Raw genomic sequence first — 22,851 nt, 5'->3', positions numbered from 1 at the left:
CCTACCCCGACAGGTTGAAGTTGCCGGAGGCGCCGTAGACGGCGAGCGAGATGAACAGGGTGATGGTGACGACCACGATCAGCGACGTCCGCACGGCCTGGCCGACGGCGATACCGACCCCGACCGGCCCGCCCGAGGCGTTGTAGCCGTAGTAGGTGTGCACGAGCATCACCGCGATCGACATGACGATGGCCTGCAGGAACGACCACAGCAGGTCACTGGGCACCAGGAACGTGTTGAAGTAGTGGTCGTAGAGGCCGGCGGACTGTCCGTTGATGAACACCGTCGTGAATCGTGCGGCGAAGAACGCGGCGAGCACGGACAGGGAGTACAGCGGGACGATCGCGATCAACCCGGCCATCAGACGCGTCGAGACCAGATACGACACCGAGTGCACGGCCATCGTCTCCACGGCGTCGATCTCCTCGGCGACGCGCATGGCGCCCAGTTGCGCGGTGGTGCCCGCGCCGATCGTGGCTGCCAGCGCGATCCCGGCGATGACCGGCGCGACGATGCGGACGTTGAGGAAGGCCGACAGGAATCCGGTCAGCGCCTCGATACCGATGTTGCCGAGCGACGAGTAGCCCTGAACGGCGATCACACCGCCGGAGGCCAACGTGAGGAACGCCGCGACACCGACCGTGCCGCCGATCATCACCAACGCGCCGGCGCCCATCGTCATCTCGGCGATGAGCCGGATGGTCTCCTTGCGGTACCGGGTCAGCGCGTTGGGGATGTAACGAATCGTCTCGCCGTAGAAGAGCGCCTGCTCACCCACGGTGTCCACCGCGCCGGGCACCCAGCGGAAGACGCGGCGCAGTCGAACTGTCGCGTCGAAACTCATGATGCCGTCTTATTCGCGTGAATGCCCATGGTTGCTACCGCACCAGGACCCGGACGCCGACAGCGGTCATGATCACGTTGATGACGAACAGGCAGATGAAGGCGTAGACCACGGTCTCGTTCACGGCGATGCCCACACCCTTGGGGCCGCCCTGGACGGTCAGTCCGCGGTAGCAGCCGACCAGCCCGGCGACCACGCCGAACAGCAGCGCCTTGATCTCGGCCAGCACCAACTCGCCCAACCCGGTGAGCACCGTCAGCCCGTTGATGAAGGCGCCCGGGTTCACGCCCTGCAGGAAGACCGAGAACACGTACCCGCCGGCCAGGCCGATCGCACACACCAATCCGTTGAGCAGCAGCGCGACGAACGTCGAGGCCAGCACGCGGGGCACCACGAGGCGCTGGATCGGGTCGATGCCCAGGACGCGCATCGCGTCGATCTCTTCGCGGATCGTGCGGGCGCCCAGGTCGGCGCAGATGGCGGTGGCACCCGCTCCGGCCACGACGAGCACCGTGACAACCGGACCGAGCTGGGTGATGGTGCCGAAGGCGGTGCCGGCGCCCGACAGATCGGCGGCACCGATCTCGCGCAGCAGGATGTTGAGCGTGAACGCCACCAGAACCGTGAAGGGGATGGCGACCAGCAGCGTCGGGATCAACGAGACCCGCGCGATCATCCACGTCTGGTCGAGGAACTCCCGGAACTGGAACGGCCTGCGGAACATCTTCACGAAAGTGTCGATGGACATATCGACGAATCCGCCCACCGCCCGGGCCGGTGCCGCGAGCTGTTCGATCAACCTCGGCTCCGTTCTCGGGGTGGGGTGCGGCGAACTCCGGTCGCGGCGAAGATCTGGTGAATTTTCGCCGGGACGGCCTTCCCACCCCTGGTTCGGACGTTGCGCTCAGTGAGCCGGATCATATTAACTAGAACACGTTCGCGGTGTCAAAGAACGACGAAATCCGTCGTCAGTGGGATATTTACGCAGGTCAAAGCAAGTGTGATCCAAGTCATTCTGTAACGTGTTCTATCTTGAATCCGGGCGTGACAACCAAGACTGTCAGTCTCGCGACTCCATCAGCGCAGTGGCCGAGAATCCACGTTCGGGGTCGCGATCAGCAAAGTACCCCCGCAACGTCTCAGTCAGGTCCCCGAGGTCCCACGCGTCGGATTCCGCCGCGAAGTGCGCCTCCGCGACGGGTGCCGCCACCAACGTCACCTTCGGGCCGTAGACGATGAACAGCTGCCCGTTGACCCCTTCCGACGCCGGAGAGGCCAGGAACCGCACCAAAGTCACCACGTGGTCGGTCGACAGCGGGTCGACCCCGCCGGTCGTGTCGGGCGCATCGCCGAACACACCCGCGGTCATCGCGGTCCTGGCCCGCGGCGCGATCGCATTGGCGCGGACCCCGAACCGGTCCAGCGCGCGGGCCGCCGACAGGGTCAACGCGGTGATGCCCGCCTTGGCCGCCCCGTAGTTGGGCTGGCCCACCGGACCCGAGAGGCCCGCCTCCGACGAGGTGTTGACGATGCGGCCGTACACCGTGCCGTCGCCGGCCTTCGCCTTCGCCCGCCAGTAGGTGGCGGCGTTGCGCGTCAGCAGGAAATGTCCACGCAGGTGGACCGCGATCACTGCGTCCCACTCCTCGTCGGACATGTTGAACAGGATGCGGTCGCGCGTGATGCCCGCGTTGTTGACGACGACGTTCAAACCGCCCAGCCCTTCGGCGGTCTCGACCAGTTCGTCGGCGGTCGAACGCTGGCTGATGTCACCGGCGACCGCGATCCCTTTGGAGCCGGCGGCGGCGATCTCGTCGAGGACGTCGGAGGCGTCCAGGGCGGCGGCCATGTCGTTGACGACCACGGTGGCGCCGGCGGCGGCCAGGCCGATCGCCTCGGCGCGCCCCAGCCCGGCGGCGGCGCCCGTCACGACGGCGACGCGGCCGGACAGATCGGTCAGGTCGGTGCTGGGAGTCGTCACTTTATGAATACCTCTAGTCTCTGCGGTTCAGGGCTGCGCGCGGGCACTCGGCGATCGCCTGCTCGGCCAGGTCCTCCATGCCGGCGGGCACCGGATCCTGCTTGACGACGGCGTAATCGTCGTCGTCCAGATCGAACAGGTCCGGGGCAATTCCCACGCAGACCGCATTGCCTTCACAGCGATCCCGGTCGACTTCCACTCGCATGACAACCTCCTCGCGACAGCTGTGCGGACCGTCCGCCCGAACTTCGGGGTCAGAATACGACCCGCCGGGGCGGCGTGTGCACAACACCGGTCTGGACCCCAAGACTAGAACGTGTTACAACCGGGTGGAGCGGGAGGCCCCCGGGGCACACCCAGAAGCGGCACAGTGAGGACGGCGCGATGCGGATCGGCTACACCCCCGAGCAGGAGGAGTTGCGCCGCGAACTGCGGTCGTACTTCACCAAACTCATGACGCCCGAGCGCGCCGAGGCCCTGGCGAGCAACGACGGTGAGATGGGCCGCGGCAACGTCTATCGCGAGACGGTCGCGCAGATGGGCAAGGACGGCTGGCTGACGCTGTCGTGGCCCAAGGAGTTCGGCGGCCAGGCGCGCCCGCCGATGGACGGCCTGATCTTCAACGACGAGGCCGCGATCGCGAACGTGCCGGTGCCGTTCCTGACGATCAACAGCGTCGCGCCGACGATCATGGCGTTCGGCACCGAGGACCAGAAGAAGTTCTTCCTGCCCAAGATCGCGTCGGGAGATCTGCACTTCTCGATCGGTTACTCCGAACCCGGTGCGGGCACCGACCTCGCGTCGCTGCGCACCACCGCGGTACGCGACGGTGACGACTACGTCATCAACGGCCAGAAGATGTGGACGTCGCTGATCGCCTACGCCGACTACGTCTGGTTGGCGGTGCGGACCAATCCCGAAGCCAAGAAGCACCGCGGCATCTCGATGCTGATCGTGCCGACCACCGCCGAGGGATTCTCCTGGACACCGGTGCACACGATGTCGGGTGTGGACACCAGCGCCACCTATTACCAGGACGTCCGGGTGCCGGTGTCGAATCTGGTCGGCGAGGAGAACGCGGGCTGGAAGCTGGTCACCAATCAGCTCAACCACGAGCGCGTCGCGCTGGTGTCCGCGCAGCCGATCTTCGTCGCGCTCGACGGGGTGCGGGAGTGGGCGCAGAACACCAAGGACGCCCACGGCCGACGGCTGATCGACTCCGAGTGGGTGCAGCTGAACCTGGCCCGCGTGCACGCCAAAGCCGAAGTCCTCAAACTGATCAACTGGGAGCTCGCCTCCACCGAGGCGGCGCCGTCGCCGGCCGACGCATCGGCGGCCAAGGTCTTCGGCACCGAGTTGGCCACCGAGGCCTACCGCCTGCTGATGGAGGTGCTGGGCACCGCGGCCACGTTGCGCCCCAACTCCCCCGGCGCGCTGCTGCGCGGCCGCGTCGAGCGGATGCACCGGTCGTGCCTGATCCTGACGTTCGGTGGCGGCACCAACGAGATCCAGCGCGACATCATCGGCATGGTCGCGCTCGGCCTGCCCCGGGTCAACCGGTAAGAGCGGAGATTTCACATGGACTTTTCAAGACCTGAAGCCGCAGCCGATCTCGGCGGCCTGGTGCGCACCATCACCGAATCGGTGTGCACCCCTGAGCATCAGCGTGACCTCGACGGTCTCGAGCAACGTTTCGACCGCGATCTGTGGCGCAAGCTGATCGACGCGGACGCGCTGTCCACAACGGCGCCGGAGGCGTTGGGCGGCGGCGGGTTCGGGGTTCTCGAGGAGGTGGCCGTGCTCATCGCGCTGGGCCGCCAGCTGTCCGCGGTGCCGTATCTGGAATCGGTGGTGCTCGCCGCCGGAGCGATAGCGGAATCCGGTTCGACTCGGCTACAACAGGATTGGGCGCGCCCGGCCATAGCGGGTGAGAAGGTTCTGACCATAGCGCTCGAGGGCGAGATGGGACAGGGTCCGGTGCAGGCTCAGCCCGACGGTTCCGGCTACCGACTCACGGGTTCGCGCACCCTGGTGCCCTTCGGCCCGATGGCCGATGCGTTCCTGGTTCCGGCTGAGACCGACGGTGGCGTGAAGGTCTTCCTGGTCGCCGCGGGCGACTCCGGCGTGACGGTGAGCGCACTGGACACCACCGGACACGGCAGCGTCGGCCACCTGGAACTCTCGGGGGTCGAGGTCGACGGTTCGCGCGTCGTCGGTGGCGCCGAGGCGTTGGCGTGGTTGACCCTGCGGCATGGTCTCGGCCGCGCGGCATTGCAGCTCGGGGTGCTGGAACGGGCGCTGGAACTGACCGCCACCTACGCCCGTGAACGTGAACAGTTCGAGCGGCCGATCGGCAGCTTCCAGGCGGTCTCGCAGCGGCTCGCCGACGGCTACATCGACATCAAGGGCCTGCGCCTGACCCTGACCCAGGCGGCGTGGCGCGTCTCGGAGGGGCTGCCCGCCGACATCGACGTGGCGAGTGCGGCGTTCTGGGCGGCCGAGGCCGGGCACCGCGTCGCGCACACCGCGGTACACGTGCACGGGGGCGTCGGCATCGACACCGACCACCCGATCCACCGGTACTTCCTGGCGGCCAAGCAAACCGAGTTCGCGGTCGGCGGCGCGACGGGACAGTTGCTTCGCATCGGCCGCGAACTGGCCGACACCCCGGTGTGACCGTGGGCGCTGCCCCCACCGTCTCGGATCTGTTGGCGCCGTTGGCCGACGTCGACGACCGCGGGATCCACGCCGACGGCGAGTTCGTCAGCTGGCGCGAGCACATCCGGTCCGCGGCGGCTGTCGCGGCGGCGCTGCGGGCTCGGTTGGATCCCGACCGGCCGCCGCACGTCGGCGTGCTGCTCGGCAACACCCCGTTCTTCTCCAGCGTGCTCGTCGCGGCCGCGCTGTCGGGTCTGGTCCCGGTTGGTTTGAACCCGACGCGACGCGGTGCGGCGTTGGCCAGTGACATCGCCCGCGCCGACTGTCAGGTGGTGCTCGCCGACGACGGCGGCGCCCAGGTGCCCGAGGGTGTCGAGTTCATCGACGTCGAATCGCCGCAATGGCGCAGCGAATTGGCCGCCCACGACGACGCCCCGGTGCGGTTCGGGAACCCGGATCCCGACGACCTGTTCATGTTGATCTTCACCTCCGGCACGAGCGGGGAACCGAAGGCCGTCCGGGTGACGAATGAGAAGGTGGCGTTCCCGGGGCGGATGCTCGCCGACCGGTTCGGGCTCGGCCCGTCGGATGTCTGCTACCTGTCGATGCCGCTGTTCCACTCGAACGCGGTGATGGCCGGATGGGCCGTCGGGGTTGCCGCCGGCGGTTCGCTCGCGCTGCGCCGCAAATTCTCGGCGTCCCAGTTCATTCCGGACGTCCGCCGGTATGGCGCGACGTACGCCAACTACGTCGGCAAGCCGCTGTCCTACATTCTCGCCACACCGCCGCGCCCCGACGATGCGGACAATCCGCTCAAGATCCTGTACGGCAACGAGGGTGCGCCGCGCGATCTGGACCGGTTCGCGCGCCGGTTCGGCGTCGTCGTCGTCGACGGCTTCGGCTCGACCGAGGGTGGGGTGGCGATCGCCCGGACGCCCGACACCCCCGAGGGGTCTCTCGGCCCGCTCACCGACGACGTGGCGATCGTCGACGTCGACACCGGTCAACGGTGCCCACCCGGCAGGGTCGGTGAGTTGGTGAACCCCAACGGACGGGGGCAGTTCCGCGGCTACTACAACGACGAAGCCGCCGAGGCCCAGCGGATGGCCGGCGGGATGTATCACAGCGGCGACCTGGCGTACTGCGACGAGAACGGGTTCATCTATTTCGCGGGCCGCCTCGGCGATTGGATGCGGGTCGACGGGGAGAACCTCGGTACTGCGCCGATCGAGCGGATACTGCTGCGGCACAACGACATCACCGAAGTGGCCGTCTTCCCGGTCCCCGACCCCGCGGTGGGTGACCGCGTGATGGCGGCAGTCGTGTTGGCGCCGGGCCGGGAATTCGACGTCGAGAAGTTCCAGGCGTTCCTCGCCGAGCAGTCGGATCTGGGGCCGAAGCAGTGGCCGTCGTACGTTCGCGTCAGTGCGGAGCTACCGCGCACCGAGACGTTCAAGGTGCTCAAACGGCATCTGTCGGCCGAGGGCACCGACTGCGCGGACCCGGTGTTCGAGATCCGGCGGTAGCGTGGCCGAACACGTCAGCCTTCGCGGATGCCGTCCAACCTCTTCGAGGCCTCTTCGAAGCCCGACACCAGTTCGGCGATGATGTCGGCGACCGGGCGGATCTCGTTCATCCGGCCGACGATCTGACCGACCGGCATCGACACCGTGTCCGGGTTGTCCGACTCGTTCATCCGCTGATGCGCCTCGCTGACGAGGATGTTCTGCAGCGGCATCGGCAGCGGTTCGGGAGCGTCGGGGGCGTCCCAGGCCTCGGTCCACTTCGTCTTCAGCAGCCGGGCCGGCTTACCGGTGTAGATCCGCCGGCGAACGGTGTCGCTGGAGGTGGCGCGCAGCATCGCCTCCTGGATGGTCGACACGCCGCTCGGTTTGCGGTGTCCGAGATCGTATTCCGCCGCCGTCAGGAACGCCGACCCCATCCACACCCCGGACGCGCCGAGCGCGAGCGCGGCCGCGACCTGACGCCCCGTTCCGATACCGCCGGCGGCGAGCACCGGCGCTCGACCGTCGAGTGCGTCGACGATCTCCGGCCACAGCACCATCGAACCGATCTCACCTGTGTGCCCACCGGCCTCATGGCCCTGGGCAACGACGATGTCGACGCCGTTGTCGACATGCCGCTGCGCATGTTTGGCGCTGCCCGCCAGTGCCGCGACCGGCACACCCGCCTCGTGCACCTGGTCGATGACGTCCTTCGGCGGCGAACCCAACGCGTTGGCGATCAACTTGATCGGATGCTTGAGGCCGACCTCCACATGCGACCTGGCCACCGAGTGCAGCCAGCCCAGCACACCTTCGTTGCGGGCCTCGTCCTCGGGCAGCGGCGGCACCCCGAGATCGGCGAGCGTCTTGTCGACGAACTCCCGATGCGTCTTCGGGATCAGCTTGTTGATGTCGACCGCGGTGCCCTCGGTCGGGATCTTCGCGGGCATCACGACGTCGACCCCGTAGGGCTTGCCGAGAGTGTTCTCGTCCATCCACTGAAGGACGTTCTCGAGGTCGTCGGAGTCGTTGAACCGCACACACCCGAGCACACCCATCCCGCCGGCGCGGGTGACGGCGGCCGCGACCTTCTCCGAGGGCGTGAAGACGAAGATCGGATACTCGATGCCGAAGCGGTCACACAGTTCGGTACGCATTGTCATTTCTCCCGTCGCTTCGCTCGCCCTGGCACTATTTCGCTCCAACGTGGTTGGCGTGGGTCTCGTCCGCGGGACGCGACTCGGTCTGTTCCTTGGCCCAGCGGTAGTCGGGTTTACCGGCCGGGGTGCGCTGGATCTCGTCGGCCCACCAGATCTTGCGGGGCACCTTGTATCCCGCGATCTCGTTGCGCACGAAGGCATCCAGCTCGCTCAGCGTCGGGGTGGCGCCCTCACGGCGGGCGATCACGGCGGCGACGCACTGGCCGAAGCGGTCGTCGGGGACGCCGACCACCAGCGCGTCGAACACGTCGGGGTGGCCCTTGAGCGCACCCTCGACCTCTTCGGGGTAGATCTTCTCGCCACCGCTGTTGATCGACTGGGATCCACGGCCGAGCATCGTCACGCTGCCATCCGCCTCGACGGTGGCGTAGTCACCCGGGATCGCGTACCGCACACCGTTGATGGTGCGGAAGGTCTCGGCTGTCTTCTTCTCGTCCTTGTAGTACCCGACGGGGATGTGACCGGATTTGGCGATCATCCCGCGCACACCGCTGCCGGGTTCGACGAAGTTGCCGTCGTCGTCGATCACCGCGACGTTCTTGTCGATCGTCACCCGAGGGCCGCCGGTGTGGGTCTGCCCCTTGGTGACGACACTCGATCCACCGAAACCGGTCTCCGACGAGCCGATCGAGTCGGTGATGATCCGGTTGGGCAGCAATTCGAGCAGCTGATCCTTCAGCGCGGGCGAGAACAACGCCGCGGTGCTGGCCAACAGGAACAGGTTCGACAGGTCGAACTCCTCGCCGCTCTCCTGGTGGGCGACGAGCGCGTCGAGCAACGGGCGGGCCATCGCGTCACCGGTGAAGAACAGCAGGTTCACCTTGTGCTCGGCACAGGTGCGCCACACCTCTTCCGGGTCGAACTCGGGCACCAGCACCACCGTCTGCCCGGCGAACAGCGCCATCCACGTCGCCGACTGCGTGGCGCCGTGGATCATCGGCGGAATCGGGTAGCGGATCATCGGGGCGTTCTCGGCTGCCTGCTTGGCCAGGCCGTACTCATCGGCGATCGGCTCGCCGGTGGCGAAGTCGGTGCCGCCGAACAACACCCGGTAGATGTCCTCGTGGCGCCACATCACGCCCTTCGGGAAGCCGGTGGTGCCGCCCGTGTACAGCAGGTAGATGTCGTCTTCGCTGCGTGGGCCGAAATCGCGTTCGGGCGAACCCTGTTCCAGCGCCGCGTAGAACTCGACACCGCCGTAGGAGGAGAAGTCCTCACTGCTGCCGTCCTCGACCACCAGCACCGTCTTCAGGCCCGGCATGTCGGGCAGGACGTTGGCGACGCGGGGGCTGTACTGACGCTCGTGGATCAGCGCCACCATGTCGGAGTTCTCGAACAGGTACCGCAACTCCCCCTCGACGTAGCGGAAGTTGACGTTGACCGCGATGGCGCCGGCCTTGACGATGCCGACCATCCCGATCACGATCTCGATGCGGTTGCGGCAGTACAGACCGACCTTGTCGTCCTTCTTCACGCCCCGGTCGATCAGGTAGTGCGCCAGGCGGTTGGCTCTCTCCTCGAGTTCGCCGTAGGTCAGCGTTTCGTCGCCGCTGATCAGGGCGACACGGTCTGGCACGGCGTCGATGGCGTGCTCGGCAAGATCGGCGATGTTCAGGGCCACGGACCCAAACTAGAACGTGTTACATTTCCTGACAAGTCTGTGGCATCGACGCTGGAAGGCGGACTGTCTGTGAGCGACGCGCAAGTCACCGAAAAGCAACCCGACGCACTCGTTGAGCAGCGCGGACACACGCTGGTCGTGACCTTGAACCGGCCGGAGTCGCGAAACGCGCTTTCGACCGAGATGCTCTCGATCATGGTCGACGCGTGGGACCGGGTCGACAACGATCCGGAGATCCGCTCGTGCATCCTCACCGGCGCCGGTGGCTACTTCTGTGCCGGGATGGACCTCAAGGCCGCGACGGCCAAACCGCCGGGCGACTCGTTCAAGGACGGCAGCTACGACCCGTCGCGCATCGACGGTCTGCTCAAGGGCCGCCGGCTGACCAAACCACTGATCGCCGCCGTCGAGGGTCCGGCGATCGCCGGCGGTACGGAGATCCTGCAGGGCACCGATATCCGGGTGGCCGGCGAGAGCGCGAAGTTCGGGATCTCCGAGGCCAAGTGGAGCCTGTACCCGATGGGTGGCTCGGCAGTGCGCCTGGTTCGCCAGATCCCGTACACGATCGCGTGCGACCTGCTGCTGACCGGACGGCACATCACCGCCGCCGAGGCCAAGGAGTACGGGCTGATCGGTTACGTCGTCCCCGACGGCACGGCGCTGGACAAGGCACTCGAGATCGCCGAGGTGATCAACAACAACGGCCCACTGGCCGTGCAGGCGATCCTGCGGTCCATCCGCGAGACGGAAGGCCTGCACGAGAACGAGGCGTTCAAGATCGACGCCAAGATCGGCATCGAGGTCTTCCTCTCCGAAGACGCCAAGGAGGGCCCGCGGGCGTTCAAGGAGAAGCGGGCGCCGAACTTCAAGATGAAGTAGGCCCTCGCGCCGAACGTGCGCTGAGTGCGAAAACCTGGGCATTTTCTCGCAGTGAGCGCACGTTCGATGCAGTGTCGGTGCCCGTCGGCACACTCCCCGCATGGGGGAACCATTCATCGGCAGTGAGGCGGTCACGTCGGGCGCCTTGACGCCTTATGCGCTGCGTAGCCGCTTCCGCGCCGTCCACCCGGACGTCTACGAGCCGACGCACGCCGAGATGACCGCGACCCAACGCGCGAAGGCCGCCTGGCTGTGGTCACGCCGCCAAGGTGTGGTCGCCGGTCAATCGGCGGCGGCCCTGCACGGCGCCAAGTGGGTCGACGCCTCGACGGCCGAGGTGTTGTGGTCCAACCGGCGACCACCACCCGGTGTGCGGACGTGGTCGGATCGCTTCGTCGACGACGAGGTCCAGATCCTGGGTGGCATCCGGGTGACGACGCCCGCCCGCACCGCACTCGACCTGGCGGCGCGGTATCCGCTCGACCGCGCCGTCGCGGCGATCGACGCACTCGCCCGCGCCACACATCTGAAGGTCGCCGACGTCACCCCACTGGCCGAGCGATACCCCGGCCGCCGCGGAATCCGCAACGCGCACAACGTTCTCACGCTCGTCGACCCGGGCGCCGAATCGCCCCGCGAGACGTGGCTGCGACTCCTGGTCATCCGCAACGGTTTCCCGCCGCCGACCACGCAGATTCCCGTGTATGACGGATACGGCGTCCTCGTCGCCGTGCTCGACATGGGATGGGAGGACATCAAGGTCGCCCTCGATTACGAAGGCGCTCACCATCGCGGCCCGGACCGATTCCACAAGGACATCCACCGGCATGACGACGTCACCGAACTCGGGTGGATCGACATCCGGGTCAGCTCACGGGACACCGAGGGTGGCATCGTCCGTCGGCTACAGGCCGCCTGGGCCCGCCGAACGTGAGCTCACTGCGAGAAATCCGCCGAGAAATCGCGGTGGGCGCACGTTCGGCGCCCGCTTTCACGGGAGGACGTCAGCGGTAGTAACCGCGGAATCCGTACGGCCACGGCGCAAACCACGTGTCGTAATACGGCCGCGGGACGAAGAACGCGTGCCCGGGGTGGTATCCGTATCCGCCCCGGTGTCCCGCGAATCCGGTATCGGTGGCGACGATGGGCGCAGCCGGGACGGTCGCCCCAGGTGGCACCGCCGCTTGCGCCACCCCGTTACCGAACCCGATCGTCGCGGCGAGCACTCCTGCGCACAGGGTTGCGCCACCGACCATCCGACGCATCTTCGAAATAGTCATCTTCAGCTCCTCTGATCGCTACAACAGGCGATACTCGAAGCTTCGGCTCGCACCATGTGGCGCTGGTGCGCAGCGGGTGGGAAGTTGCTGTCAGTCGAGCACGCGCCTGGTCGGCGTGAACACCACCGGCATCGACTCGGGGCCGCTGACGAAGTTGGCCGGCCGCAGCGGGACGGTGGCGTCGTCGGCCAGCCGCAGATCGGGCAGCCGGTCCAGCACCTTCGTCAGCATCAACCGCAGCTCCAGCCGGGCCAGCTGATTACCCAGGCAGAAGTGCGTGCCGAATCCGAACGCCAAGTGGCTGTTGGGATTCCGATCGATACGGAACGCATCAGGGTTGTCGAAAACAGATTCGTCGAAGTTCGCCGACTCGAACATCAGCATGATCTTCTCGCCCGATTTCAGCTCGGTGCCGTGTAATTCGGTGTCGGCGGTGAGCGTGCGGCACATGTTCTTCACCGGCGACGTCCACCGCAGCATTTCCTCGATCGCGCCGGGCAGCAGGTCCACATCCGCGACCAACTGCTCCCACTGATCGCGATGCCGCAGGATCTGCTCGGTGCCGCCGGACAGGGTGTGCCGCGTCGTCTCGTCCCCGCCGATCAGGATGAGCAGGGTCTCGAAGACGATCTCGTCGTCGGTCATCCGCGAACCCTCGACCTCCGCGTTGACCAGCACGGAGAACAGATCGTCGGTCGGCTCGGCGCGCCGCTTGGCGATCACGTCCATGGTGAACGCGGTGTAGGCGGCGAACGTGTCCATCAGCTTCTGGATCGCCGCCTCGTCGACATGCGAGCTCAACCCACTGACCAGATCGTCGGACCAGGTGAGCAGCATGTCGCGCTCTTGGGGCAGGACGCCGAGCATGTCGCCGATCACGGCCATCGGCAGCGGGGCGGCGATGTCGCGGACGAAGTCGGCCTCACCGCGTTCGCACACCGCATCGATCAGCGTGTCGCACAACCGCTCGATCGAGGGCACCTTGTCCATGACCCGCTTGCGGGTGAACCCGGAGTTGACGAGCTTGCGGCGCAACAGGTGTGCGGGGTCGTCCATGTCGATCATGTACGGCATCCCCGGCTGATCGGGCCGGATACCGCCGGTCGACGAGAACAGCTCCGGATTGCGCTCCGCGTCGAGGACGGCCTGATACGTCGTCGCCGCCGCCAGCCCGTTGCGGTCGCGGAACACCGGCTGGTTGGCCCGCATCCAGCGGTACGCCTCGCGTGCGGCCGGCCCGTCGGCGTAGAAGGTGCCGTCGGTCAGATCGACGTCGGGTTTGGTGCTGGGAAGGACCTGTGTCATCGAATCTCCTGTGCATCACCGAAGGTCATCTCGACATTGGCAGACGCCTGGCTCGCGAACGCCCGTTTCGGCAAACCGAGTGCGGCGAGTTCGCGCGCATACGGGTGGTCACCGAGGCGGAGGCGCGCGCCGCCCAACCGCACCGACATCCCGCTGTTGCGCATCTCCCAGGGGATCTCGCGCAGGACGCCGTCGGTGTGGCTGTAGGTCTTGAGCACCTGGGGACGCGCGGTGACCGCCGACGGGATCGGCACACCGCGGGCGAACTCGATGCCGGCGATGAACGTGCCGTTCTCGCTGACCTCGAAGTCGAAACGCGGGGTCTCGCGCACCGTGAAATCGGCCATGATCTTCGGGAAGCCCCAGATGCGACGGCCGGCCTCCAGGGTGAAGGACTGGTCGACGGGCAGGTGGTGGATGAACGCCGCGGCGGAGGCCAGCGCACCCGGACCCTTCGCGGTCGAACCCGGCGGGTTGACCATGACGGCCGTGCCGAATTCGTGGTACTTGCCCAGGTCACCGTCGACGTAGCGCACCAACATGAGCATGACGACCGCCCGCCCGGGCAGGTACTCGCACACCCGCAGGCCGGTGTAGTCGATCATCCGCTGGGCGGCCGGCGCCGCGACGGAGAACATCGCGACGTGGGTGTTGGCCTTGCGGATGCGCACCGGCATGGTGAGCACAGTGCCTGCGATCGTGTGTTGCGAGACCGTATCCGTCATCCGGTCAATCTAGAACGTGTTCTAGACAACTCGCAAGAAGTGTTCACCCGCCTCAGACGAGCGCGGCGAGTTCCCGGACCTGCTCGGCAGAGCGGGCGCTGACCACCATCATCGTCACCCCGGCGGCTTCCCAGAGCTTGATCTGCTCACGCACGTGGTCGACGTCGCCGACGATGGCGGCGTCGTCCACGAGTTCGTCCGGAATCACCTTGGCCGCCTCGTCTTTACGGTTGCTGCGGAACAGCTTCGTGACGTCGTCGACCACCTCCCCGTACCCCATCCGGCGGTACACGTCGGCGTGGAAGTTGGTGTCCTCGGCGCCCATCCCGCCCATGTACAGCGCGAGGAAGGGTTTCATCATCTCGAAGGTGGCTGGCCGGTCGTCGGTGATGACGACCTGTGCCGTCGCGCAGATCTCGAAGTCCTCGCGGCGGCGCCGGGCGCCGGGCCGGGCGAAGCCCTCGTCGAGCCACGAGTTGTACGTGTCGGCCATCCGCGGGGTGTAGAAGATCGGCAACCAGCCGTCGCAGATCTCGGCGGCCAGCGCGACGTTCTTCGGCCCTTCGGCCCCCAGCATGATCGGGATGTCGGACCGCAGCGGATGGGTGATCGGCTTGAGCGGTTTGCCCAGCCCGGTGGTCCCCTCGCCGGTCAGGGGCAGCGAATAGTGCGGGCCGTCGCTGGTCACCGGCGCCTCACGCGCCCAGACCTGGCGCAGGATGTTCACGTACTCACGCGTGCGAGCCAGTGGTTTCGGGAAGCGCTGGCCGTACCAGCCCTCCACCACCTGCGGCCCGGACACCCCGAGCCCAAGGATGTGGCGCCCACCGGACAGGTGGTCGAGCGTCAACGCCGCCATCGCGCACGCGGTGGGCGTACGCGCGGAGAGCTGGACGACCGACGTGCCGAGGCGCATCCGTTGCGTCGACGAACCCAGCCATGCCAGCGGGGTGTAGGCATCCGAACCCCACGCCTCCGCGGTGAAGACGGTGTCGAAACCCGCCTCTTCGGCGGCGGCGACGAGTTCGGCGTGATTGGTGGGCGGTTGCGCTCCCCAATAGCCAAGCTGGAGTCCGAGCTTCATTGCGTTGCCTTCCCTAGCCTGTCTAGCTGGTCCCTTGAAACCATAGTTAGAACCTGTTCTACTTTGAGCTGTGACCGCCAGCCAAAGCAGCCCGGCGCTGATCGAGACGCATGAACCGCCCCTCTCGGCGCCGCTGAAGTTGTCCTTCGACTACACCCGTTCGGTCGGGCCACTGCTCGGCCAGTTCTTCACCGCCCTGCGCGACAAGCGCATCGTCGGCGTGCGGGGCTCCGACGGACGTGTGCACGTGCCGCCGGCCGAATACGACCCGGTGACCTACGAACGGTTGACGGAGATCGTACCGGTGGCCGGTGTGGGCACCGTCGTCTCGTGGACGTGGCAGCCGGCCCCGCTCGAGGGTCAGCCGCTCGACCGGCCGTTCGCGTGGGCGCTGATCAAACTCGACGGCGCCGACACCCCGATGCTGCACGCGGTCGACGCCGGTGACGCCGATGCGATCAGTGCGGGCACGCGGGTGCATGCGCACTGGGTCGACGAACCGGTCGGGGCGATCACGGACATCGCGTTCTTCGCCCTCGGGGAGGACGCCGAACCGGAGGGCAAACCGTCCGACCCGCGCACGCGAGGAGCACAAACAGACAAGGACCCGGTGACGATGCTGGTGACACCCAGCAGCATCGAGATCCAGCACACCGCGTCGGCGCCGGAGAGCACGTTCCTGCGCGCCCTCGAGGAGGGCAAGCTCCTGGGCGCCCGCACCGGCAAGGACGGCAAGCTGTATTTCCCTCCGCGCGAGGCGGATCCGGCGACCGGCCGGCCCACCACCGAGTTCGTCGAACTGCCCGACCGGGGCACCGTCACGACGTTCGCGATCATCAACATCCCGTTCGCCGGCCAGCGCATCAAACCGCCCTACGTCGCGGCGTACGTGTTGCTCGACGGCGCCGACATCCCCTTCCTGCATCTGGTCACCGAGATCGAGGCCGATCAGGTGCGGATGGGCATGCGGGTCGAGGCGGTGTGGAAGCCCCGCGAGGAGTGGGGTCTGGGCATCGACAACATCAGCCATTTCCGGCCGACGGGTGAGCCCGACGCCGAATACGACACTTACAAGCATCACCTGTAGAGGGGCCAGCCATGACCGAGATTGCAGTGGTGGGCTTCGCACACGCACCGCACGTGCGCCGCACCTGGGGCACCACCAACGGCGTCGAGATGTTGATGCCGTGTTTCGCCGAACTTTACGAAGACCTCGGCATCACCAAGGCCGACATCGGCTTCTGGTGCTCCGGATCGTCGGATTACCTTGCCGGCCGAGCCTTCTCGTTCATCTCCGCGATCGACTCCATCGGCGCCGTCCCGCCGATCAACGAATCGCACGTCGAGATGGACGCCGCGTGGGCGCTGTACGAGGCCTACATCAAGATCCTCACCGGCGAGGTGGAGACGGCGCTGGTCTACGGCTTCGGCAAGTCCAGCGCCGGCACGCTGCGCCGGGTGCTGGCGCTGCAGACCGACCCGTACACCGTCGCGCCGCTGTGGCCGGATTCGGTGTCGATCGCCGGTCTGCAGGCGCGACTCGGCCTGGACGCCGGGAAGTGGACCGCCGAGCAGATGGCGCAGGTCGCGCTGGACTCGTTCGCGGTCAGCGAGCGCACGGACCGCGAGAAGCCGGCCAAGAGCATCGACGAACTCCTCGACCGCCCGTACTTCGCCGAGCCACTGCGCCGGCACGACATCGCCCCGATCACCGACGGTGCGTCGGCGATCGTGCTGGCCGCCGGTGACCGGGCCCGCGAACTCCGCGAAAACCCGGCCTGGATCACCGGTTTCGAGCACCGCATCGAAACACCGATCCTGGGGGCCCGCGACCTGACCACGTCACCGTCGACCGCCGCCTCCGCGCAGGCCGCCACCGGCGGGGACGCAGGGTCCATCGACGTCGCCGAGATCTACGCACCGTTCACCCATCAGCACCTCATCCTCAAAGAGGCCATCGGGCTGTCGGATTCGACGAAGATCAACCCGTCCGGCGGCACGCTGGCCGCCAATCCGATGTTCTCGGCCGGCCTGGAGCGGATCGGCTTCGCCGCCCGCCACATATTCGACGGCTCGGCGCAGCGGGTGCTCGCGCACGCCACCAGTGGCCCTGCGCTGCAACAGAACCTGGTCGCGGTCCTCGAGGGAAGGGACGGCAAGAACTGATGGCGAAGAACATGGCAGCGGTGCTGGGCACCGGGCAGACCAAGTACGTCGCCAAGCGCCAGGACGTGTCGATGAACGGCCTGGTGCGCGAGGCCATCGACCGCGCGCTCGCCGACGCCGGCGCCACGATGGACGACATCGACGCCGTGGTGGTGGGCAAGGCGCCGGACTTCTTCGAAGGCGTCATGATGCCCGAACTGTTCCTCGCCGACGCCGTCGGCGCCACCAACAAGCCGATGATCCGCGTGCACACCGCAGGATCGGTCGGCGGGTCCACCGCGGTGGTGGCCGCCAGCCTGGTGCAGTCCGGCAAGTACCGCCGCGTGCTGGCGATGGCGTGGGAGAAGCAGTCCGAATCGAACGCCATGTGGGCGTTGAGCATTCCGGTGCCGTTCACCAAGCCGGTCGGCGCCGGCGCCGGCGGCTACTTCGCACCGCACGTGCGGGCCTACATCCGCCGGTCGGGTGCGCCGACGCACATCGGGGCGATGGTGGCCGTCAAGGACCGGCTCAACGGTGCGAAGAACCCGCTGGCCCACCTGCATCAGCCCGACATCACGCTGGAGAAGGTGCTGTCCTCGCAGATGCTGTGGGACCCGATCCGTTTCGACGAGACCTGCCCGTCCTCCGACGGTGCCTGCGCGCTGGTGATCGGCGACGAGGAGGCCGCGGACAGCCGTGTCGCCGAGGGCCATCCGGTGGCGTGGATCCACGCCACCGCGCTGCGCACCGAACCGCTGGCCTATGCGGGCCGCGATCAGGTGAACCCGCAGGCCGGCCGCGACGCCGCCAAGGCGCTGTGGGCGGCGGCCGGGATCAACAGCCCGATCGACGAGATCGACGTGGCGGAGATCTACGTCCCCTTCTCCTGGTTCGAACCGATGTGGCTGGAGAACCTCGGGTTCGCCGCCGAGGGCGAGGGTTGGAAACTCACCGAGGCCGGTGAGACGGCGATCGGCGGGCGGCTGCCGGTCAACCCGTCCGGTGGTGTGCTCTCGTCGAACCCGATCGGCGCGTCGGGGATGATCCGCTTCGCCGAGGCCGCCATCCAGGTGATGGGCAAGGCCGGCGAACATCAGGTGGAGGGCGCCCGCAAAGCCCTCGGACATGCGTACGGCGGTGGCTCGCAGTACTACTCGATGTGGGTGGTGAGCTCCGACAAGCGGACGCAGCCGTGACCATGAAGTACACGGTCAGCATCGCGATGGGTCCCGTCGACGAGTTGACCGAGCTCGCGAGATGCGCCGAAGAGGTCGGGTTCGACGCTATCGCGCTGCCGGATTCGCTGTTCTACATGGAGAAGCAGGCGGCGGACTACCCCTACACCCCCGACGGGTCGCGGATGTGGAACGCCGACACGCCGTGGGTGGACCCCCTGATCGCGGCCGCGGCGATGGGTGCGGTGACCTCGACACTGCGGTTCTACACCAACGTGATGAAGCTCGGATCGCGCAATCCCCTGCTGCTGGCCCGGCAGGTCGGCTCGGTTGCGAACCTGACACACAACCGGTTCGGCTTCGGCGTCGGAATCGGTTGGGCGCCAGAGGAGTTCGAGTGGTGCGGGGTGCCGTTCGCGCGGCGCGGCAAGCGGGTCGACGAGATGATCGAGATCCTCAAGCTGGTGCTCGCCGGCGGTATGGTCGAGTTCCACGGCGAGTTCTTCGACTTCGACCGGTTGCAGATGAGCCCGGCGCCGTCCGAACCGGTTCCGTTCTACGTGGGCGGCCACACCGACGTTGCTCTCAAACGGGCGGCGCGGGTGGGTGACGGCTGGACCAGCGCGATGATGACCGGCGAACAACTCGGCGAGACGATCCGCAAGCTCAACGACCTACGTGCCGAATTCGGCCGCGAGGCTGAGCCATTCGAGTTCCAGGCGGTGTGCATCGACAAGTTCGGCGTCGACGGCCACCGCGAACTCGCCGAGGCGGGCGTCACCGACAACATCGTCATCCCATGGGTCTTTGACGGCTTGAGTTTCGACGCGCCGCTGGAGAAGAAGAAGGATTCGATGAAGCGGTTCGCCGACACCTACATCCACTCGGGGTGGCAGAAGTACTGACCGCGGCGGCGGCGTACGTTGGGGGTGAACAGCCACCCACCACCGGAGGCGAACTCACGTGTTCCCAGCCCACCGGCAGACGACAGTGAAGTCGGTGGCCGCCGCGGTGCTGCTGGCCGGCGCCGCCACCGTCGGCTGTGACACGCCCGAGGGAGAAGTCGCAGGCGATCCGGCGGTGCCGGCCGTCGAGCCGGTGCCGACCGTCACCACGACAAGCCCGGCCGCCGGCAATGACGCCGCCCATAGGGACTACAGCCAACTGTTGTTGCAGGCCAGCGACATCAGCGACGACGAGGACACCTTCACCGTCCGGTCGACGAGCGGCAGTCCCGGCGGACTCCCGGGGGCGAGCGCACTGTTCGTCAACGCCGAGGACACCCGGGCCATCTCCGACACCGTCGTGGTCTACCCCGACGCCGCCACCGCGACCGCGACGTTGCGCAACGCCCTGCCCGCGGTGGAGAAGACGGTGGTGGGCGGTACGCCCCGGCCCGCACCGGTGGGCACCGACGGCACCATCGTCGTCGGCATGTCCGCCGAAGGCCCGAAGGCCGCCACACTGCTGATCTACACCCACGGGCCCGCGCTGGTCCGGTTGCACTTCGAGAGCGCACCAGGCGACGCCACCACCGACGAATTCGTCTTCACCGTCGGCAAGATGCAGCTGATCGCGCTGCGCACCGGGCTCACAGACGAAGAGTGACCGTGCCCGATCACCGGGTCAGCCGGTCGACCGCGGCCGTGGCGAGTCCGAACACCGCGCGCTTACCGCGCCGGGTCGCGTCGCCGAACCTGCTGTGCCGGTGCGGTTCGAGCGCCACCTCGTCGCCGACGCCGACCACACCGCCGGAGTCGACCCAGCAGTAGCTGCCCAGGCACCGGTCCGCCTTTTCGGCGACCGCCCTGGTGATCCTGCGATCGACCTCCAGCCCGGGCTGGGCTCGGCTCGGAACCACACAGCGGATGGTCGGCATGGTCACCTCGAGCTTCACCCCACCGAGCGTCAGGTGTCCGCCCGTCCAGTGCGATTCCGGCAGACCGTCGTCCGGGTCGTCGGCGGCGATGAGCACATTGGGCCGGAAGCGACGGACGTCGACGTCGGCCTCGCCGATCGCCGCGCCGATGGTCGCCAGGCTGGCCGTGGTCATGACGTGCACCGGCGCCAGGTCGACGAACATCCCGGGCGGTGTCGAGTAGCGCGCGAGCAGCGTCAGGTCCGAGATCCGCATCATCGACAGATCGGGCAGCCTCTCCCCCTCGGCGATCCCGAAGTCCGAACGCATCGAGGCGATCGGTGAGTTGTCGGGATCCGTCAGGCCCAGGCGGTGCAGGCTGGTGTCGGACGCAGGCGGAAGCGCGGTCAGCCGCATCTCGCGGCCGGCCAGTTCGGACAGCTTGGCGTGCACGCCGGCGTCGTCGGAGCGCAGCACCGCGCCGTCGGGGAAGGTGATCTCGACCTCGGGCACCCGGCCCGGTCCGGCGTGGGGCGGAGGCGGCGCGCAGTAGCGGGCGGTCGCCTTCAGCAGCGCCGGTACCCGGCGGGCGGTCGCGGTGATGTCACGTTCGACGTCGCGCACCGCCCACAGACGGTCGCCGTGCACACCGCGCGGCCCGAACTCCGCCTGCTCGAGGGCCTCACCGCCGAGGGATTTGACCGGATAGCGCCACATCGCGACGACCTGACCGACTCGCATGCCGCAACGGTACGGCGGAGCGGCGGGGTCCGCCCCGGATATCTGTTCAGAACCCCCGATCACGGGGTATGCCCCAGGTCACGCGCCAATCATTGCGAGATCAGTGGACAAAACTGTAACGTGTTCTAGTTAGAGGCCTCGATATCGTGGCCGGGACTTTGGAGGCGCCCAGGTGAGTACCGACACCGCCCACAGCGGCATTCGCGAGATCGACACCGGAACCCTGCCCGACCGGTACGCCAGGGGCTGGCACTGCCTCGGCCCGGTCAACGACTACCTCGACGGCGAACCGCACTCCGTCGAGGCGTTCGGCACCAAACTCGTGGTGTTCGCCGATTCGAAGGGCGACGTCAAAATCCTCGACGGCTACTGCCGGCACATGGGCGGTGACCTGTCCCAGGGCACCATCAAGGGTGACGAGGTCGCCTGCCCCTTCCACGACTGGCGCTGGGGCGGCGACGGCAAGTGCAAGCTCGTGCCCTACGCCAAGCGGACGCCGCGGCTGGCCCGCACCCGCGCCTGGACCACCGACGTGCGCAGCGGTCTGCTGTTCGTCTGGCACGACCACGAGGGCAACCCGCCTCCCCCCGAGGTGCGCATCCCCGAGATCCCGGAGTTCGCCAGCGACGAGTGGACCGACTGGCGGTGGAACTCGATCCTGATCGAGGGCGCGAACTGCCGCGAGATCATCGACAACGTCACCGACATGGCGCACTTCTTCTACATCCACTTCGGGCTGCCCACGTACTTCAAGAACGTGTTCGAGGGCCACATCGCCAGCCAGTACCTGCACAATGTGGGCCGCCCCGACGTCAACGACATGGGCACCACCTACGGCGAAGCGCACCTCGACTCCGAGGCGTCGTATTTCGGGCCGTCGTTCATGATCAACTGGCTGCACAACAACTACGGCGGCTACAAGGCCGAGTCCATCCTGATCAACTGCCACTACCCGGTGACCCAGGATTCGTTCGTGCTGCAGTGGGGCGTCATCGTCGAGAAGCCCAAGGGCATGGACGAGAAGATGACCGACAAGCTGGCGCGGACGTTCACCGACGGCGTCAGCAAGGGCTTCCTGCAGGACGTCGAGATCTGGAAGCACAAGACGCGTATCGACAATCCGCTGCTGGTCGAAGAGGACGGCGCGGTCTACCAGCTGCGCCGCTGGTATCAGCAGTTCTACGTCGACGTCGCCGACGTGACCCCGGAGATGACGGACCGTTTCGAGATCGAGGTCGACACCACCGCGGCCAACGAGTACTGGAACACCGAGGTTCAGGAGAATCTCGCGCGCCGCGAGGGCGAGAAAGCCGAACAGCCGACCCCATGACCTCACCGGAGGAGCAGGACGCCGAAGTCGACCGGCTGGCCCGGTCGATGCTCCTGCTGCACGGCGGCCACGACGACGACGGTCACGACCACCCCGCACCGTCGACCGGAGGGCGCAAGAGCTGGTCGAAGGCGCCGAGCTTCGCCGACGACGAAGAGCGGGCGGCGGCAGTGCGCGAAGCCACCCGGCGGGACCGTGAGCGCTATCTGAACTCCGGTCTGGTGGCGGTGGACTGCCGGTTCTGTCACGTGTCGGTCAAGGTCAAGAAACTCGGACGCGGCCACACGTCGGTGCAGTGGAGTTCCGAGGCGTCCCAGCGCTGTGCATACTTCAGCGAGGTGCGGGAGGCCGGTGGGCAGCCCGCCCGGACGAAGGCCTGTCCGAGGTTGGCGGACAGCATCAAACACGCTGTCGCCGAAGGGTGTCTGGAGGAGAGCTCCACCGCACCCTCCCCCGGCGACGGTTAGTCCCGGGCAGGTGCGGCGGACGGCATCACG

23 protein-coding genes are annotated in these 22,851 nt (G+C 67.4%); 12 read left to right on the top strand and 11 right to left on the bottom strand.

Going from position 1 to position 22,851, the window contains the following annotated elements; genetic code table 11:
- Position 1 precedes the first annotated feature (1 nt).
- From G6N49_RS27565 to G6N49_RS27550, 4 genes are all read right to left on the bottom strand, one after another.
- The gene (locus tag G6N49_RS27565; RefSeq protein ID WP_011857105.1) at positions 2-844 is read right to left on the bottom strand and encodes an MlaE family ABC transporter permease; all 843 of its coding nucleotides are present in this window, start codon (positions 842-844) and stop codon (positions 2-4) included.
- A gap of 34 nt (positions 845-878) precedes the next feature.
- Complete coding sequence (locus G6N49_RS27560) at positions 879-1,643, bottom strand: MlaE family ABC transporter permease (RefSeq protein ID WP_011857106.1); 765 nt, start codon at positions 1,641-1,643, stop codon at positions 879-881.
- Between the two features lie 261 nt (positions 1,644-1,904).
- Positions 1,905-2,825, bottom strand: coding sequence for a 3-oxoacyl-ACP reductase (locus G6N49_RS27555; protein ID WP_011857107.1), 921 nt, complete (start codon positions 2,823-2,825; stop codon positions 1,905-1,907).
- Between the two features lie 13 nt (positions 2,826-2,838).
- Entirely contained in the window at positions 2,839-3,030 is a 192-nt protein-coding gene (locus G6N49_RS27550; RefSeq protein ID WP_011857108.1) for a ferredoxin, read from the bottom strand.
- A gap of 179 nt (positions 3,031-3,209) precedes the next feature.
- Between G6N49_RS27550 and G6N49_RS27545 the strand changes: the two genes are divergently transcribed.
- Genes G6N49_RS27545 through fadD17 form a run of 3 tightly spaced genes read left to right on the top strand, consistent with a single transcriptional unit; the run spans position 3,210 to position 7,009 of the window.
- Positions 3,210-4,388 (top strand): acyl-CoA dehydrogenase, encoded by a 1,179-nt coding sequence (locus G6N49_RS27545; protein ID WP_011857109.1) that lies wholly within the window; start codon positions 3,210-3,212, stop codon positions 4,386-4,388.
- Between the two features lie 15 nt (positions 4,389-4,403).
- The gene (locus G6N49_RS27540; RefSeq protein ID WP_011857110.1) at positions 4,404-5,501 is read left to right on the top strand and encodes an acyl-CoA dehydrogenase family protein; all 1,098 of its coding nucleotides are present in this window, start codon (positions 4,404-4,406) and stop codon (positions 5,499-5,501) included.
- A 2-nt stretch (positions 5,502-5,503) separates the two neighbouring features.
- Positions 5,504-7,009, top strand: coding sequence for a long-chain-fatty-acid--CoA ligase FadD17 (fadD17, locus tag G6N49_RS27535; RefSeq protein WP_011857111.1), 1,506 nt, complete (start codon positions 5,504-5,506; stop codon positions 7,007-7,009).
- Between the two features lie 14 nt (positions 7,010-7,023).
- On the opposite strand, the gene G6N49_RS27530 is transcribed toward fadD17, so the two are convergent.
- Together G6N49_RS27530 and G6N49_RS27525 are read right to left on the bottom strand one after the other, a co-directional pair.
- Complete coding sequence (locus G6N49_RS27530; RefSeq protein WP_011857112.1) at positions 7,024-8,145, bottom strand: NAD(P)H-dependent flavin oxidoreductase; 1,122 nt, start codon at positions 8,143-8,145, stop codon at positions 7,024-7,026.
- A gap of 34 nt (positions 8,146-8,179) precedes the next feature.
- On the bottom strand, positions 8,180-9,829 hold the full coding sequence (locus G6N49_RS27525; RefSeq protein ID WP_011857113.1) for a medium/long-chain-fatty-acid--CoA/3-oxocholest-4-en-26-oate--CoA ligase: 1,650 nt from the start codon (positions 9,827-9,829) through the stop codon (positions 8,180-8,182).
- A 69-nt stretch (positions 9,830-9,898) separates the two neighbouring features.
- On the opposite strand from G6N49_RS27525, the gene G6N49_RS27520 reads away from it, so the two are divergent.
- On the top strand, positions 9,899-10,708 hold the full coding sequence (locus G6N49_RS27520; protein ID WP_011857114.1) for a crotonase/enoyl-CoA hydratase family protein: 810 nt from the start codon (positions 9,899-9,901) through the stop codon (positions 10,706-10,708).
- A 100-nt stretch (positions 10,709-10,808) separates the two neighbouring features.
- A complete protein-coding gene (locus tag G6N49_RS27515) occupies positions 10,809-11,642 on the top strand; it encodes a type IV toxin-antitoxin system AbiEi family antitoxin (RefSeq protein WP_011857115.1) in 834 nt (277 codons plus the stop codon).
- Positions 11,643-11,712: 70 nt separating this feature from the next.
- Here G6N49_RS27515 and G6N49_RS27510 read toward each other — a convergent pair whose 3' ends face one another.
- The 4 genes from G6N49_RS27510 to G6N49_RS27495 form a co-directional block, all read right to left on the bottom strand.
- Positions 11,713-11,988, bottom strand: coding sequence for a hypothetical protein (locus G6N49_RS27510; RefSeq protein ID WP_011562007.1), 276 nt, complete (start codon positions 11,986-11,988; stop codon positions 11,713-11,715).
- Positions 11,989-12,078: 90 nt separating this feature from the next.
- Complete coding sequence (locus G6N49_RS27505; RefSeq protein WP_011857116.1) at positions 12,079-13,293, bottom strand: cytochrome P450; 1,215 nt, start codon at positions 13,291-13,293, stop codon at positions 12,079-12,081.
- Positions 13,290-14,018, bottom strand: coding sequence for an acetoacetate decarboxylase family protein (locus tag G6N49_RS27500; protein ID WP_011857117.1), 729 nt, complete (start codon positions 14,016-14,018; stop codon positions 13,290-13,292). The genes G6N49_RS27505 and G6N49_RS27500 overlap by 4 nt, the downstream gene beginning before the upstream one ends.
- 52 nt (positions 14,019-14,070) lie before the next feature.
- Positions 14,071-15,102, bottom strand: coding sequence for an LLM class F420-dependent oxidoreductase (locus tag G6N49_RS27495; RefSeq protein WP_011857118.1), 1,032 nt, complete (start codon positions 15,100-15,102; stop codon positions 14,071-14,073).
- 70 nt (positions 15,103-15,172) lie between these two features.
- Here G6N49_RS27495 and G6N49_RS27490 point away from each other — a divergent pair, with 70 nt between their 5' ends.
- Genes G6N49_RS27490 through G6N49_RS27470 form a run of 5 tightly spaced genes read left to right on the top strand, consistent with a single transcriptional unit; the run spans position 15,173 to position 20,033 of the window.
- Positions 15,173-16,189, top strand: a complete 1,017-nt coding sequence (locus G6N49_RS27490) for a Zn-ribbon domain-containing OB-fold protein (protein WP_011857119.1) — start codon at positions 15,173-15,175, stop codon at positions 16,187-16,189.
- Between the two features lie 11 nt (positions 16,190-16,200).
- Positions 16,201-17,268, top strand: a complete 1,068-nt coding sequence (locus tag G6N49_RS27485; RefSeq protein WP_011562012.1) for a thiolase family protein — start codon at positions 16,201-16,203, stop codon at positions 17,266-17,268.
- A complete protein-coding gene (locus G6N49_RS27480) occupies positions 17,268-18,446 on the top strand; it encodes a thiolase family protein (protein ID WP_011562013.1) in 1,179 nt (392 codons plus the stop codon). Before G6N49_RS27485 ends, G6N49_RS27480 begins: the two co-directional genes overlap by 1 nt.
- 2 nt (positions 18,447-18,448) lie before the next feature.
- On the top strand, positions 18,449-19,330 hold the full coding sequence (locus tag G6N49_RS27475; RefSeq protein ID WP_011857120.1) for a TIGR03619 family F420-dependent LLM class oxidoreductase: 882 nt from the start codon (positions 18,449-18,451) through the stop codon (positions 19,328-19,330).
- A gap of 58 nt (positions 19,331-19,388) precedes the next feature.
- Positions 19,389-20,033, top strand: a complete 645-nt coding sequence (locus G6N49_RS27470) for a hypothetical protein (protein ID WP_011562015.1) — start codon at positions 19,389-19,391, stop codon at positions 20,031-20,033.
- 10 nt (positions 20,034-20,043) lie between these two features.
- Here G6N49_RS27470 and G6N49_RS27465 read toward each other — a convergent pair whose 3' ends face one another.
- Positions 20,044-21,024 carry an MOSC domain-containing protein gene (locus G6N49_RS27465; protein WP_225892138.1) on the bottom strand — a complete coding sequence of 327 codons (981 nt, stop codon included), beginning with the start codon at positions 21,022-21,024 and terminating at the stop codon, positions 20,044-20,046.
- A 172-nt stretch (positions 21,025-21,196) separates the two neighbouring features.
- Here G6N49_RS27465 and G6N49_RS27460 point away from each other — a divergent pair, with 172 nt between their 5' ends.
- The gene (locus tag G6N49_RS27460; protein ID WP_011562017.1) at positions 21,197-22,354 is read left to right on the top strand and encodes a 3-ketosteroid-9-alpha-monooxygenase, oxygenase component; all 1,158 of its coding nucleotides are present in this window, start codon (positions 21,197-21,199) and stop codon (positions 22,352-22,354) included.
- Positions 22,351-22,821, top strand: a complete 471-nt coding sequence (locus G6N49_RS27455; RefSeq protein WP_011857122.1) for a hypothetical protein — start codon at positions 22,351-22,353, stop codon at positions 22,819-22,821. Before G6N49_RS27460 ends, G6N49_RS27455 begins: the two co-directional genes overlap by 4 nt.
- Positions 22,822-22,851 lie beyond the last annotated feature (30 nt).

This window comes from Mycolicibacterium monacense, from assembly GCF_010731575.1.
In the GTDB taxonomy this organism is placed as follows: domain Bacteria; phylum Actinomycetota; class Actinomycetes; order Mycobacteriales; family Mycobacteriaceae; genus Mycobacterium; species Mycobacterium monacense.
The sequence above is the reverse complement of the archived record's forward strand: the minus strand, read 5'-3'. Positions and strand labels throughout refer to the sequence as shown.